The organism is Paenibacillus xylanexedens (assembly GCF_007676705.1).
Lineage (GTDB): Bacteria > Bacillota > Bacilli > Paenibacillales > Paenibacillaceae > Paenibacillus > Paenibacillus xylanexedens_C.
In genome coordinates this window covers 850,751-867,732 of record NZ_VEBF01000002.1, presented here as the reverse complement: position 1 = coordinate 867,732, position 16,982 = coordinate 850,751, and the positions used below count along the sequence as shown (strand labels likewise).

5 protein-coding genes are annotated in these 16,982 nt (G+C 45.0%); all 5 read left to right on the top strand.

Annotated features, from left to right (window positions below; translation table 11 throughout):
* Positions 1-14: 14 nt before the first annotated feature.
* The 5 genes from FS628_RS13860 to FS628_RS13845 all read left to right on the top strand — a co-directional run bounded on the left by FS628_RS13860 (position 15) and on the right by FS628_RS13845 (position 16,973).
* Positions 15-13,997, top strand: a complete 13,983-nt coding sequence (locus tag FS628_RS13860; RefSeq protein WP_145322713.1) for a non-ribosomal peptide synthetase — start codon at positions 15-17, stop codon at positions 13,995-13,997.
* 28 nt (positions 13,998-14,025) lie between these two features.
* The gene (locus tag FS628_RS31370; RefSeq protein WP_186327814.1) at positions 14,026-14,178 is read left to right on the top strand and encodes a hypothetical protein; all 153 of its coding nucleotides are present in this window, start codon (positions 14,026-14,028) and stop codon (positions 14,176-14,178) included.
* Between the two features lie 141 nt (positions 14,179-14,319).
* Positions 14,320-14,934, top strand: coding sequence for a TetR/AcrR family transcriptional regulator (locus tag FS628_RS13855; protein ID WP_100527643.1), 615 nt, complete (start codon positions 14,320-14,322; stop codon positions 14,932-14,934).
* Positions 14,935-15,006: 72 nt separating this feature from the next.
* The gene (locus FS628_RS13850) at positions 15,007-16,245 is read left to right on the top strand and encodes an MFS transporter (RefSeq protein WP_145322711.1); all 1,239 of its coding nucleotides are present in this window, start codon (positions 15,007-15,009) and stop codon (positions 16,243-16,245) included.
* A gap of 17 nt (positions 16,246-16,262) precedes the next feature.
* Positions 16,263-16,973 carry a thioesterase II family protein gene (locus FS628_RS13845; RefSeq protein ID WP_145322709.1) on the top strand — a complete coding sequence of 237 codons (711 nt, stop codon included), beginning with the start codon at positions 16,263-16,265 and terminating at the stop codon, positions 16,971-16,973.
* Positions 16,974-16,982: the final 9 nt, after the last annotated feature.

The following is a 16,982-nucleotide window of genomic DNA, read 5'->3' as shown; positions in this document are numbered from 1 at the left end:
GGAGGACATAAGGGATGATGAACAAACCGGAAATTGCTGATATTTATCCATTATCTCCAATGCAAGAAGCACTGCTGTTTCATTCGCTTTACGACCAGGGAGACGTATATTTCGAGCAAATGACTTTTACGATTGATGGGTTCGTCGATGTTAAGGCATTGGAACGCTCAATGAACAAAGTTATCGAGAGATATGATACGCTGCGGACGATTTTTATTCACGACAAAATCAACAAGCCGAGACAAATCGTGTTGCGAAACAGAAAAGTTAAATTGGAATACATTCAATTGACCGAGCCTGATCCTATCGAACAACGGAAGATGATCCGGCAGATAGCGGAAGAAGATCGCCAGCGGTCTTTTGATTTGTCCAAAGATATCCTGCTACGCTTGCAAATGATCCAAACCGGCCCGGCGGCATATACGCTGATCTGGAGCAATCATCATATTCTAATTGATGGATGGTGCCTGGGTATCATTTTTCAGGAGTGGTTCTCCCTCTACAAACAGGAGATTCACGGAACACCTGCACAACTTGATCGTGTTATTCCCTATAAACGATATATTAAATGGTTGGGTGAACAGCAGGAGTTCGAAGCCAGAACCTATTGGAAGAATTATCTCGCTGGTTATGAGATCGGAGCGGACTTCCCTGCGGAAATAGCTTCGAATTCAGCGGAACCACCGTCGATTCAGGAGATTACGTTTAATTTGGGCAAGGGGCTGACAGATCAATTAATGGATGTTAGCCGTAAATATCAGGTCACGATGAGCAGTCTTTTTCAGACATTATGGGGAGTAGTACTTCAATACTACAGCAATTCTGACGATGTGGTTTTTGGAACTGTAGTATCTGGAAGGTCGGCTGCCATACCGAATGTGGAGAAAATTGTAGGTTTGTTCATTAACGCTGTACCCGTAAGAATAACGTCGGATGAGAAACAGTCATTTGCCCAATTACTGAAAGAGACACACCAAAATTCCATTTTGTCCGAGGAGTACAGCTATCTGTCTCTCGCTGAAGTGCAGGCGGAAGCGGGTCAGAATGGTCAGCTTTTTAATCATATCATGGTGTATGAAAACTACCCGTCCAGTGCCAGCATGTTTGATACCAAACAGTTTGAACTGGGATTTGATATTACTTCCATTGAAGCCTATGAACATACCAATTATGATCTGAACATTTCCATAGGTCCAGGTGAGGAGATTCGGGTCAAGATCAATTACAACCAGCAGGTATATTCGGGTTCTTTTATCGAGCGATTGTTTGTACACCTGAAGCAAGCCTGTCTAATCATCGCGCGAGAACCCGAGATAAGTGTTTCAGATATTCGTATCCTGACCCCGGAAGAAAACAATATGTTGGCGAAAGGAAACGAGACCACAGCAGACTATCCGAGGGACCAGTCCATTTCAGAATTATTTATTCGACAGGTAGAGTTATATCCTGATCATCCAGCGATTCAATTAGCTTACCAGACATGGACTTATGCAGAACTCCATGCTCTGGTTGAAGAGTGGGCCCAAGCTATACAATGGCATGGCATAAAGCCAGGAGACAAGGTAGGTCTGGTTGCCCGGAAATCCATGGAGATGATCGCAGGCATGTTGGCTATTATTCGGGCTGGCGCTGCCTATATTCCACTTGACCCCACATTTCCGGCCGAAAGATTGACCCATATGCTTCATGATAGTGGTGCACGATCCTTGCTTCGTTTCACTGAATTAGAATTGCCCAACTATGAGGGAGATATCTTAACCTCGGACATGTTGATGATGCATGAACGTTCATTTAACACGAACAATCACCAAGAGATTGAATTCCTTTCGGGTCCACGGGATGCCGCGTACATTATCTATACTTCAGGTTCAACTGGAAAACCGAAGGGTGTGGTTGCAACTCATCAAAATATCATCAAGACTGTGCGAAATAATGGTTATGTGGAACTGAACTCCAAAGATCGGATTCTGCAAATTTCGAATTATGCTTTTGATGGGGCTACCTTCGATATATACGGGGCATTGTTGAATGGCTCGACGCTTGTACTGACTACTGAAGAACAGATGCAGAGTGTAGCTTCGCTTGCCGATATGTTCACCAAGGAAAAAATTACGGTCGCTTTTATGACAACTGCGCTATTTAACACGATGGTGGATTGGAACCCGAGCTGTTTCAGCAAGGTAAGACATCTTCTGTTTGGCGGTGAGAAAGCTTCAATCAGGCATCTGAACAAAGCATTTGCTGTCTTGGGACCAGAACGATTATTGCACATGTATGGGCCAACAGAAACGACGGTTTATGCGACATATTATCCGATTACGCGGCCTGATCTCGTACCCATAGGCAAACCAATCCACAACACCACTGCTTATGTCATGAACTCCAAACGTAATCCAATGCCTATTGGTGTGACGGGAGAATTATACATTGGCGGTGAAGGGTTGGCCAGTTACCTGAATGCTCCAGAATTGATGCTGGAACGCTTTGTAGATAACCCATATGCTCCGAATGAGAAAATGTATAAAACTGGGGATTTGGTTAAACGTCTGCCTGATGGAAATTTGGAGTTTGTAGACCGTAAGGATCATCAGGTCAAAATCAGGGGTCACCGCATTGAGCTGGGAGAGGTGCAGGAGAAGATGAGGGCTCTTTCCGGAGTGGAAGATGTTCTTGTTACAACATGGCAGGATGCGCAGGGGAGTTCCAACTTAAGTGCATATATCATCCCCGTTCAATATGCAGAGGCTCATGTGGAGCAGAATCAGCAAATTCAGGATTGGAAGTTGGCGTTGAGAGCCCGTTTACCAGAATATATGATTCCTGCTGAATTCCAGATTCTTCGTGCATTTCCGCTTAATTCGAATGGAAAAATCGATCGGAAAAACCTTCCTATTCCAAAGGTGATGGGTCAAACCAAAAATCAGCCACTGTCTGGAGATACCGAACAGAAGCTGGCTCAGATCTGGGAAGATGTATTGGGCATTAAACCAGGTGCCGGGGATCACTTTTTTGAACTTGGGGGGCACTCGTTAAAAGCTATGATGCTGGTAGCCAAAATACATAAGGAGATGGACGTAAAACTTTCCTTGCATGAAGTGTTCCGTGCAGCAGTACTGCGGGACATGTCTGTATGCATTGAAAATTCTCGCAAAAGTGTATATAAGGCTATTCCTGCCGCGGGAGTACAAGAATCGTACCCAGTATCCGCATCGCAAAAAAGAGTCTACATTGCACAACAGCTGGCTCCATTGGAGACCAGCTACAATATGCCGATGGTACTGGAGATTGAAGGTAAGCTTAACCGCGATAAGCTTGAGAAGGCCTTCATACAGCTTATACAACGGCACGAGGTTCTAAGGACGCGTTTCATCTGGTCTGGTGAACACTTGCGGCAACATATTCTGGAACCCGCGGAATTAAGCTGGGGTCTAATCTACTATGAGATGCAAGAGCAACAAGAGGGAGCGTATCTCAGCACCGATATCCTGTATGATCAAAAAACGATGATTGCCTCACATCTTGAGACATTTGTACAGCCATTTGATCTTTCAACCGGTCCGTTGATCCGTGCAGCCCTTGCTGAAGTCACATCCGATCGAAGTCTCTTGTTCATTGATATTCATCACATCGTATCTGATGGTGTATCCACCGGAATCATTTATAAAGAACTGACCCGGTTATACGAGGGCGAAGAGTTGTCACCCGTAAATCTACACTATAAAGACTACTCCGTATACGAACAGAATGAGCGAACAAGTCAGAGATATGAGGATAATCGGAAATACTGGTGTGCTCAATTCGAAGGTGAACTCCCGAGTACAGAGATTGTACCTGATTATATCAGGCCTTCCGTTCGATCTTATGAGGGGCATTCGATCTCATTTCAACTTGAATCTGAGCTCACGGATCGCCTAAAAAGTCTTGCTGCTAAGCATAAAACCACACTATATGTTGTCTTGCTGGCTGCCTATAATATCATGTTATCCAAATATACCGGAGAAGAGGATATTGTGGTCGGTTCACCCACAGCCGGAAGATATCACGAAGATGTTCAGCCTATGGTAGGCATGTTCGTCAATACGCTGGCCCTGCGTAATCAGGTGCCAGGTGAACTCACAGTGGATGAATTCATAGGTCGGGTGAAGTCCAATTTTGTTGAGGCGCAAGAGCATGGAGAGTTCCCTCTGGAGGACCTGCTTGAGCATCTTCAACTGTCAAGGGATCTTAGCCGGCATCCGTTGTTTGATACCCTTTTTGTACTGCAAAATATGGATATTCACCCAATCCAACTGACGGGAACTACATTTACTGCTGCGGAGTGGGACTGGAATCATGCAAAATTTGATATGACATGGGGATGCCAAGAGGATCGCCATGGCTTGAACTGGACAGTGGAATATGCTTCCTCCATCTATAAAGAGTCAACCATTCTGAAGATGATTGATCACTTCAAAAACATACTTGTACAAATGGGTGATGCCCGCTTCATGAGGCTGAAGGAAATCCATTTGTTAACGAACGATGAGCAATCCGCTATGCTTGCTTGGAATGAAACTCAGGCAGAATATCCACGTCAATCCAGTATTTCGTCAGCAATTGAGGAGCAGGCTGCCCGAACTCCTGATCAGATTGCGGTCATGGATAAATATCAGAGCTTGACATACAGGGAATTCAACGAAGTAACAGATCAATTTGCACGCGTACTGATGGAAAAAGGAATGAAGCAAGGAGATGTTGCAGGTCTGTTGACAGATCGTTCTTTGGGAATGATCATAGCTATTTTTGGGATTCTCAAGACAGGTGCTATGTATATTCCTATTGATCCTTCCTTTCCCGAAGAACGCAAGCGTTTCATTATGGAAGACAGCAAGGCCAATTGGCTGATCACAGCCAATGAATTAACTATGGCTGGATGTACAACACATCATCTGTCACTTGATGTAATACTTCAAGAGGCAGCAAGGACGAAGCAACAGATCAGAAATTGGAAGTTGCCAGCAATCCCACCGGAAGCAACAGCGTATATGATGTACACTTCGGGCTCGACCGGTAAGCCCAAAGGGGTTATGACCAGTCATCGAAATATTATTAAGACAGCCATTCACAATGGCTTCAGTGAACTATCCCCTGCCGATCGGGTACTTCAAGTATCCAATTATGCATTCGATGGCTCAACCTATGAGATTTTCGGGGCACTATTAAATGGTGCATCACTCCTATTAATCGCCAAACATACGTTACTCGATGCTGCCGAACTGGCCAGAACGATGGATGAACAACGAATTACGTCGGCCTTTATGACGACGACATTGTTCAATACGATGGTCGACTATGACGTTACGTGCTTCAAGCATGTGAGAAAACTATTCTTTGGTGGAGAGAGCGCATCGATTAAACATGTACTGAAAGCACTGGATTACTTGGGGGAGCATCGTGTTGTGAATGGGTACGGACCGACAGAAACCACTGTTTTTGCTGCGACATATTCGGTTGAAAACAGTTTGCGTCAACATGCACGGGTTCCCATCGGAAGGCCGATACACAATACACGACTATATGTGCTTAATCCATGGAACCAATTGCAGCCTATAGGGGTTCCTGGTGAGCTGTACATCGGGGGGGAAGGTGTATCGAAAGGATATCTGAACCAGCCCGGTTTGACGGAAGAGCGCTTTGTTCCAGATCCATTTGTCCCTGGAGAAACGATATATCGGACAGGAGATTTAGTGGTTTGGAGAGAGGATGGCCAACTGGAGTACTTGGCAAGAATGGACAATCAGATCAAAATTCGGGGCAACCGGATAGAACTCGGTGAGATTGAAACCAGATTGAAAGAAATTCCCTCCGTGAATGAAGCAGTGTTAATTGCGCGCAAAGAGGAGCGTGGCGAGGGTTCCCTTCTTTGTGCATATGTAGTGCCCGAAGATCTTGCTACGAAGCAAATGGACAGCTCCGATCTGGTTTCTAAGTGGAAGGATGAATTGAGACAGTCACTTCCGGAATATATGATTCCTGCATTTATTCTTATTGTGGACACCATACCGATGACATCCAATGGTAAGGTGGATCATGCTGCTCTTCCCAAGCCTTCGGCTAAATGGAATACGGCGGAGGTCATACAGCCTGAGAACCCGTATGAAGAGCAGTTGCAGCATATCTGGTCCGAAGTTCTCGGGAAGGATTTTCCGGGTATGTTGGAATCATTTCTCGATCTTGGAGGACACTCGCTTAAAGCGATGACCATAGTAGCCAAAATACACCAGAAGTTTGATGTAAAGCTAAGCCTTCAGGATATCTTCAGCCATCCTACCATTCGGGAGCAGGCAATGCTTATCCAGGGGAACGACAAGCTTCACAGGCATGTCTCTCTCCCTACTGTGAATCCGGATAAAAGTTATAATGTGACTTCTGCTCAGAGAAGATTGTATATCATTCAGCAAAATGAAAATATGGGTACCAGTTATAATATGCCCATGGTATTACGAATTGAAGGTCATCTGAATATTGAACGACTCGAAAACGCTCTGCTTCAGTTGATTGAGCGCCATGAGTCCTTACGAACCTCTTTCTTGGTGGAAGATGATGAGGTTAGACAACAGGTACACGCGCTGGACGAACTGGACTGGAAACTTGCTATGACAGAAGTAAATAATGGCACATCACAATACGGGTCTATAGATCATGACGAGGCGTCATGGGTTACATCATGTATTTTTCCTTTTGACTTGTCAGCTCCAAGCTTGTTTAGAGCTTATGTCCGCAAGCAATCGGATACGCAGCATCTATTATTGCTGGATGTTCACCATATCGTTTCGGATGGGATATCAACAGCGATTATGTACGACGAGTTATTCAGAATATATGAAGATGAAGAGCTGCCGCTTCTGCAAAAACAGTATAAAGATTACGCTGCCTATGAGCAGCTACAGCGATCAACGGAAGCCTACAGTGCTGCTCGTGATTATTGGCATCGACTGTATGAGGGAGAGCTGCCGGTATTGGACTTCCCTCTGGAGAATGTGCGTCCACGAGTACAATGCTATGAAGGAGCGCAGCATACATTCCTGCTGGGTGACGTTCTTGCCAAGCGCCTGACCGATCTCGCGGCGAGCCAGGATACAACCTTGTATGTACCGCTGTTAGCCGCATATTACATTCTGCTATCCAAATATAGCGGACAGGAAGATATCATTGTGGGTACACCGATCGCAGGCAGAGATCATGTCGAAACGGCTTCCATGGTGGGGATGTTTGTTAAAACGTTGCCTTTGCGCAGCGAAATCAAGCCGGAACTTACGGTTGCAGGGTACATGGCATCATTGAAGCAACGTGTACTGGATTGCTCCAATCATGCGCTGTACCCACTTGAAGAGCTGCTGGATCATCTGCAAATGGTCAGGGAGCCGAGTCGTCATCCCCTGTTTGAAACGTTATTTGTACTACAGAACATGAACATGGCTCAGTTAAAGGCGGATCAGCTAAATATTGATCAGATGGAGACAACAACAGGGCGATCCAAGTTTGAGATGACTTGGGCTGGACATGAGTTGAAAGAAGACATCTCCATGACGATTGAATATAATACCGACTTGTTTTCCCATGCCAGGATCCAACAAGTGTCTTCCCATTATGCGTACATTCTTGAACAGATGGTCAACGATCCCAATCTGAGTCTCAACGATATTGAATTGTGTACATTGGAGGAAAGCCTGTACTTTGAGAAGATTGAAGGACAAGTTGTTGATTATCCAAGAGAAGAAACAATACCAGTGCGGTTTGAAAAACAAGTGAGACAGCACGGAGATCGTCCTGCGTTGATCATGGGCTCCCTGAGCATGACCTATAGTGAGCTGGGTATGAATGTTAAACGGATGGCTGAAACGTTAAAACAGGAAGGGGTTCGTCCGGGAGACAGAGTCGGATTGTTAACGGATCGCTCTATGGGAATGATCGTGTCCATTCTCGGCATTCTAAAATCCGGAGCCACATACGTTCCACTTGATCCGGGTTTTCCACAAGAGCGCATGGCCTACATGCTTGAAGATAGCCAGGCACAATTGCTCATTGCTGAACAAGGTCGAGCAGTTCACGGCTTTTCTGGGAAAACGATGGTGTTAAATGAACAGTGCTGGAGTGGACCTTTTAATGAAGAGTTCGAGTCGGATCAAAAATCCCAACCGGATCATGCAGCTTATGTGATGTATACATCGGGTTCAACCGGGAAACCAAAAGGAGTCGTAACCACACATCGTAACATTATGAAAACCAGTATCGGGAATGGGTTCATTGACATGATGCCTACGGATAGGGTACTGCAGTTGTCCAATTATGCTTTTGACGGATCGACTTATGACATTTTCGGAGCTTTGCTGAATGGTTCCGCGCTTATCTTGATTTCCAGAGAGGACATGCTGCATATTACAGAACTGGCCCGTACATTGGATGAACAGCGAATTACAACTGTCTTCATGACGACGGCTCTGTTTAATACGCTGGTAGACTTCGACTTGAGTTGTCTGAAACATGTGCGAAGACTGTTTTTTGGTGGGGAGCCCGGTTCCAGAAAACATGTCCTGAAGGCACTGGATTATCTTGGTCCCCATCGCATTATTAATTGTTACGGCCCAACGGAAACGACTGTTTTTGCAACAACATTCTCTGTGGACGAGAGTATGCGGGACAGAAGCAATGTGCCTATAGGCTGCCCAGTTCACAATACACAGGTATATGTGCTTAATCCGTGGGGAAAGAGACAGCCAATTGGGGTACCCGGAGAACTCTATATCGGAGGAGAAGGACTGGCACTGGGTTATTTGAATCAACCAGCATTGACGGAAGAGCGATTTGGTAAGAATCCGCTGAAGTCAGGAACAAGACTCTATCGTACAGGAGATTTGGTGAAGTGGTTACCTGATGGAAACTTGGAATTCCTGGATCGTTTGGATCAGCAGGTCAAAATTCGTGGCAATCGAGTGGAGCTGACAGAGGTTGAAAGCAGGCTTCTTGTATTGCCGGAGGTTAAAGAGGCGATGGTAACATCTGGACGGGATGAGCAAGGGCACTCCTTTCTCTCAGCATATATCGTTCCTCATTCGACATCTGAGCCTAGGCTGGCGGGTATTATTCGGGAACAGTTGCTTCACGATCTTCCAGATTATATGGTGCCTTCAACATACACCTTGCTTGACTCTTTTCCGCTCACCAGTAATGGCAAAGTGGATAAGAGAATGCTTCCGAATCCACAGCCCCTGTTAACCGAGAGTTATGTTGCACCAACCAATCCGCTCGAAGCTGAACTGGCCCAAATTTGGACCAATGTTCTGGGGTTATCAAGAGTGGGCATTCACGACCATTTCTTTGAACTGGGAGGACATTCTCTCAAGGCTATGTCTCTTATTGCCCAGATCCATAAAGCTTTTGATGTAAAGTTGACGGTACAGGATGTGTTTACTTACACTTCCGTGCTGGATCAGTCCAAGTTTATTCAAAAAGCTAGAGGGACCCATCGTTATGCATCGCTGCAACCTGTGACGGTTCAAGATACCTATCCTGCTTCGTCGGCTCAGAAGAGACTATTTTTCCTTCAGCATATGGATCAGCAGAGTACCAGCTACAATATGCCAATGATATTTGAAATTGAAGGTGAACTTTCTGCTGAGCGACTCGAGGAAGCTTTTATCTCCCTGATCCATAGACATGAATCTTTGCGTACGTCTTTTGAACTTGTTCAAGGGGATCTCAGACAGCGTATATGGCCTGCAGCAGACTTGGAGTGGAGGATGGAGCGTGCATTGGCTGAACGGAAGGAAACAGCTACAACTGATACAAAGACGTACGTTCATTCGTTCATTCGCCCCTTCAACCTCAGAGATCACAAGTCGCTTATTCGTGCAGGCTTGTTAAGTACTTCAGCAAATAAGCATATTCTGGTTGTGGATACTCACCATATTGTTTCTGATGGTACATCGACCGGTATTATCTTCAGTGAACTGTTTCAGTTGTATGAACAACAAAAGTTTGAGCCGCTTCCTGTTCAGTACAAGGAGTATGCTGTCTGGGAACAGGAACAGAAGAACGCAGAAAGCTATCGAAGCAGTGGGGAATACTGGCTGAATCAATTCCAAGGTGAACTCTCGGTGCTGAATCTTCCTTATGACAATTCCTATGGCAGAACGGATAGAGCTACTGGGGCACGAGTAGAGATGCAGCTTGGAACAGAGCTGACTGAACAGCTGCAGATGCAGGCAGAAGAGAATAAAACAACGTTGTATACGGTAATGATGGCGGGCTATTCCATCCTGTTGTCCAAATATGCCGGACAGGAGGATATCATCATCGGTGTACCTACAGCCGGGCGGGAACATGCAGATACTGCATCCGTGGTTGGCATGTTCGTGAATACTTTGGCATTGAGATTGAGGCCCAAGGGAGAGATCGAAGTAGAGAGATACATTCAACAGGTTCACACCCAGTTGCTGCAGGGCTACGAACATGGGATGTATGCTCTTGAGGAGTTAATTGAACAGCTGGCATTGCCCAGAGAACTGAACCGCCATCCACTATTTGATACGATGTTTGTGTTGCAGAACATGGAGCACTCATCACCTGAAGCGAGTTCGATCTCCATACGTCAGATGCCTTCTGGATCGAGTGAGCCCAAGTTTGATATGACATGGGGAAGTGTTGAGCACGCTGGAGGCCTGAGCCTAACCGTTGAATATAATGAAAATCTGTTCTCTTCGGAAACGATTGAGCGCATGATGCATCATTATGAACATATTTTGCAGCAAATGGTGATCCGCCCTTATGAGCAAATCATGAAGATTGAGATGTGTACTCCGGAGGAAAGGCTGCACCTGGCAAGTCTCGAAGGAGAGATCGTAGATTACCCGAGAGAAGAAACGATATCACAGAGGTTTGAAAAGCAAGTGCTGCAATATGGGGATCGTCCTTCCGTTGTGATGGGTACGGAGGAGATAACCTATGGGGAGTTGGAGATGAGGGCCAATCAGCTTGCAGAGATACTCCGACTGAAGGGAATCGCCTCGGGTGGAGTGGTAGGATTACTGGCTAATCGCTCCATAGGCATGATCGTATCCATTATGGGGATTTTGAAGGTGGGAGCTGTATATGTACCGCTTGATCCGACTTTCCCGGAAGACAGGTTAGCCTACATGCTGAGAGATAGCCAAGCCCAACTATTGATATCTGAAGTTAATCTGGGCGTACCTGATTTTCAGGGTCAAACGATATTGCTAGACGAACGCTTATGGGGTGAAATGGCCAAGGAAGAGGTTGTATCTAACCGGGTTCAAACGTGGACGGCTGATTCACCTGCCTATGTCATGTACACTTCTGGATCGACTGGTGCACCCAAAGGAGTCGTCACCACGCATCGGAATATCATGAGAACAAGTGTGAATAATGGGTTCATGGATATGGGGCCGGAAGATCGGGTTTTGCAGTTGTCCAACTATGCATTCGATGGATCAACCTATGAAATATTTGGCGCATTGCTTAATGGGGCTGTTCTGGTGCTGATTCCCAGGGAGGACGTTGTACACACAGCTGAACTTGCCAGAACGCTGAAAGAAGAGCGGATTTCCTCTGCTTTTATGACGGCTGCACTGTTCAATACCCTTGTGGATTATGATGTGACCAGTCTGACACATGTTCGCAAACTGTTTTTTGGCGGCGAAGCAGCCTCCCGAAGTCATGTTCTAAAGGCTCTGGATTATCTGGGTCCACACCGATTGGCTAACGGATACGGACCTACAGAGACGACCGTTTTTGCTGCAACCTATACTGTGGATGAAACGCTGAGAGATAGACGGAATGTACCTATTGGGCGTCCGGTTCACAATACCAAAGTCTACGTGCTTAACCGTTGGGGACAAAGACAGCCGATTGGTGTTCCAGGGGAACTCTATGTTGGTGGAGATGGCCTGGCCTTGGGATATCTCAATCAGCCTGCGCAGACATCAGAACGATTCATTGAAAGTGTTATTACACCTGGAGAGATCATTTATCGCACTGGCGATTTGGTCAGATGGTTGCCTGATGGAAATCTGGAATATTTGGATCGCCTGGATCAGCAAGTCAAAATTCGTGGCAATCGCATTGAACTTCCCGAAATCGAGGATCACTTGATATCACTACCTGAAGTGAGGGAGGCTGTAGTTGTTCCCAAACGGGACAAACAAGGCCATTCCTATCTTGTGGCCTATGTTGTACTGCAATGGGAAGAACAGGCTGCACAGGAACAACTGGCTCATATCAGGCAAGAGTTAAGTTCAATGCTTCCACAGTATATGATCCCGTCTAGATTTGAGTTTCTGAATAATCTGCCGCGCAACTCCAATGGAAAAATAGATCGAAGAGCCCTGCCAGAGCCAGTCAATCAACTGACGAGTGGCTATTGTGCCCCGCAAAATGCGCTTGAACAGGATTTGGCATTGATCTGGGCAGAGGTACTTGACATTGAACGTGCAGGTACAGAGGATCATTTCTTTGAACACGGTGGACATTCACTGAAAGCCATGATGTTAAATACACTTATCCAAGAGCAGCTTCATATCCGGATAGATCTGCAGGATGTATTTAAGTATCCGACGATAAAGTTGTTGGCCGCTTACATCCAGCAGCAAGGAGCAGCCCTTTATCATGATGAATATGAGCCTATTCAGCCTGCACTTGAACAGAGCACCTATCCTGCAACGCCTTATCAAGCTTACGGTTTCGAAGCAAGCGAGGACAATAATCATTGGAATATGCCAATGGCATTCCATATCAAGGGAAGACTTCAGGCGAAGCGGCTGGAGAATAGTTTTAGGGCTTTAATTGAACGCCATGAAGCTCTGCGTACCTCATTGCACAACGAGGGAGGACAAGTGGTTCAGCGTATTCACCAAAGGACTCCTTTTGACCTGATTCAAGAGAACGTTGAGTCAGAGTCAGACAGAATACGTATCATGGAATCTTTTATTCAACCGTTCAATGCAGCACGGCCACTACTTCTTCGTGCGAAGCTTCTCCATATGGGAGAAGAGGATCATGTGCTTCTGATGGATATGCATCACGCCATATCGGATGGTACATCCGTAGGCATTCTGATGCACGAGTTGATTCAGCTCTATCAGGGGATAACGCTTCCGCTTGTCCAGTTACAATATAAAGATTATGCCGTTTGGCAAAGGGACAGGCTTGATCGGGGAGGATATGCAGAATCCCAAATCTTCTGGAAGGAAGTACTTCGCGGCTACGAACCTTTTACGGTAAGTAGCGAACGTGTAAGTGACAAGGATATCATTTCTTATGTGGGAGATCAGATAGTTGTGAAGCTACCTGAAAGCCATCTCGTACAACTTAGAGAAAAGCTCCATGATTCAAGCTTAACGGACTACGCTATTTTATTTTCGGTATATCTGCTTACGTTGCATCAGAAGACGGAGAGAACGGACCTGATTGTAGGAACGTATGCATTTGGCAGAAGAAGACCTGAATTGCAGGACACGGTTGGTTTGTTTATTAATTCAATTCCCTTGCGAAATATAATATCAACAGGTGATACGTATCACCAATATCTTCTTAAGCTCCAGGCTAACCAAATAGATGCATTTGATCATCAGGATTATCCATTTGAAAAAATGATGGAAGATGCAGGTTTCTCTTCTGCACCCGATGGGGATTTGCTGTTTGATACCATGTTTAACCTCAACAATTTTGCTCAGCGCTCTGTAGAAACTTCTGAAATTCAGATTACTCCATTCAAGTATGAATGGAAGTTCAGTGAGTATGAGATCTATGTTACAGCTCAGAAAGTTGGAGAACATTTCAGTATCCACTTTGACTATCGGGTGGCAAGTTTCACCCGGGAGGATATGGAGCAGTTTACCAATCAGTATCTGAGGTTATTCGAACATATTGTGGAGGAGCCTCATATTCTTATTGATCATCTGAATCAGATGAACCATTGGAAAGATTCTGTGATACACTAATATAAACCATTCATAGGAGGAGAAAAACATGAGCAAATTTTTCAAATTCGGAGTTGTAAGGGACGAGGAAGTACCCGAAGAGATCAATGAATTGGTGGAAGAAACAGAGAAACTGCCTGAGACGATTAGACAGGAATTAAGCGACGCTTTCAAAGAAGAAGATGAAGATAAAAATAAATAAATTGATAATAATCTAAGTTTTCATAATGTACCCTCTTGCAAATCTCAGGAAAATATGAGATATGTAAGAGGGTACATACATAAAGTGCATTGACGGAAAAATTTGGGTGTGATACTATTAGACTGAATGGTCAGTCTTTTGATGGAGGGGTCTTCAATCGAAGTCAAACGGAGAAAAGATGTTGCTCAGATCAAGAAAGATATCGCTCGTAATACCAAAGAGTTATTTGCCCAAAAGGGATATAGTGCAACCTCTATGGAGGACATATGTACAATTAACAATCGAAGTAAAGGCAGTATATATTATCATTTCAAAAGTAAGGAAGAACTCTTCATGTATCTCATCAAACTCAATAACGAAGAGTGGATGGATTCATGGCTGGAAAAGGAACATCAGTACGAGACTTCCGTAGATAAACTGTATGGTCTTGCAGATCATTATGTTGACGATTTGGCGAATCCGCTCAATCATTCGATTAACGAGTTTGTCTCAGGTCAAGTGGTCAGTCAAGAGATGCTGGATGAGATGCTTTCCCTGATCCGAATTCCTTATATGACTTATGAGCGGATCATCTCGAAAGGGATTGAGGATGGCGAATTGAAACCGGAAGATCCACAAGACTTAATGCACATTATTAACGGTCTTTTTAACGGATTAAGCACACTTTATTATGAGAAGGATCTGACCGATATCAGACGACTCTACAAAAAAGGTATTGCCAGCATGCTAGTGGGCATCCAACAACTTCAACAATGAAAAGCTGATGTATAATCAGTTTTTCTTTTGAAAATTAATAAACCGGACAGTCGGTTTAAAGGGAGATGGAGAATGAGCACATTGTTCAGGAACAAAGCTTTTCTTATCGTCACGGGGTCTGATCTACTGCAAAATCTGGCTATATGGATACGAAATATGGCGATCCTCTATTATGTGATGGATCAAACCCAGGGCAACCCCATAGCGGTCTCGCTTATAACGGTCCTTGAGTACGCTCCGATTTTTGTTTTCTCCATCATTGGCGGTGCACTTGCTGATCGCTGGAATCCCAAACGTACAATGATACTGGGCGACATGCTCAGTGCATTATCCATTGTAATGATTATTGTCGTCTTGTCTTCTGGTTATTGGCAGATTTTATATGTCGCCACTTTTGTATCCTCTATCGTTAGTCAGTTTTCACAGCCATCATCCGTGAAAATTGTGAAGCGAAATGTAGAGGAAGAGCATGTGCAGTCTGCAATTGCCATTACACAGAGTGGTCAATCTCTTTTCTTAATTCTCGGGCCTATCGTCGGAACTTTCATATATACCGTTATGGGGATTCAAACTTCAATGTATGCATTACTTATTTTGTTCATGACCTCCGCTCTTCTTCTTACTTTTTTGCCGAAGGATTCCGCTCAGCGAGAAACGGACACCTCATTACTGGCGGATATCAAGGAGGGGTGGCAATATGTCGGGCAATCCCGTTCATTAAAAATGCTTAGTTTGTTATTCGTCTGTGTGGGACTCTCTTCAGGTCTTATCAGCCCACTTGAGATATTTCTGATCACCGAACGTTTGGGACTTGAGCAGACGTCATTACAGTTCCTGTCTGGTGTATCTGGATTAGGTCTGTTGATCGGTGGGGGAATCGCTGCTGCTTTGAGTGGCAAGTTGAATCAAACGTTGACTCTAATGGTAGGGGTGCTGTGTCTGGCTGTAACCACGATGGGTGAAGTATTATCCAGTTGGTTCTGGCTGACTCTGGTGATAAGTTTCCTAAGCTCCATCAGTCTGGCTTTTATCAACGTCATTATCTCCACGTACTTAGTTACCCGGATTGATGAGCACTTGATTGGGAGAGTCAATGGTACCATTACACCATTATTCATGGGGGCCATGCTTATCGGATCTTCCATGGCAGGTGTACTCATGAATAACACATCCTTATTTATCGTCTATATCATCTCGGTTACCGTGATGATCTTGAGTATCCTTCCAGGTATGAGAATTCAATTTCGCAATGAGCAGACTGCTCCCGTGAACACATTGAATCCGGAAGTTGCTCATCAGGCCGTAGACTAGGAAATTGGAGGAAGTTCATGAATTGCATACATCTCATCTGCTTTCCATATGCTGGGGGTTCATCCATGGTGTATTATCGCTGGCGTAATTACCTCCCTTCTCATATTCAGTTACATCTGGTTGAATTGTCCGGAAGAGGTCGAAGAATGAACGAACCTCTGTACACATCCATGGAACAGGCTGTGGAGGATGCCTATTTATCTATTCCGTCCCACTTGTTCGAGGAGAAGATTGTTCTATTTGGATATAGCATGGGAAGTCTTATTGCTTATGAACTGGCTCATTACATCAAGGATAAACAGGGCAGAGATCCAGCACATCTTTTTGTGGCTGCGAGAAAGGCTCCACATATAACCAATCATAAAAAAGCGATACATGCATTGCCTCACGATAAGTTTATACAGGAAATGCTTCAACTTGGCGGCATGTCACCAGAAGTATTCGAGAATAAAGAATTAGCGGAGATCTTCGTTCCCTTGCTCAGATCAGATCTGCAGATCGTTGAGAGCTACCAGTGGGCTGCATCCAGAGCGCCATTAAGTACAGATATAACTGTTCTTGCGGGGGCTGATGACCTGATTCCCATGGAACACATGCATGCATGGAACCAAGTAACGAAAGGGAGTTGTACGCTAAGTGTCTATCCGGGTGACCACTTCTTCATTCATCAGCAGTATAACCGAATCACGGAGCAGATCGCCCGTGTACTGAGCGAGTATCATGCATGACGAGAGCGT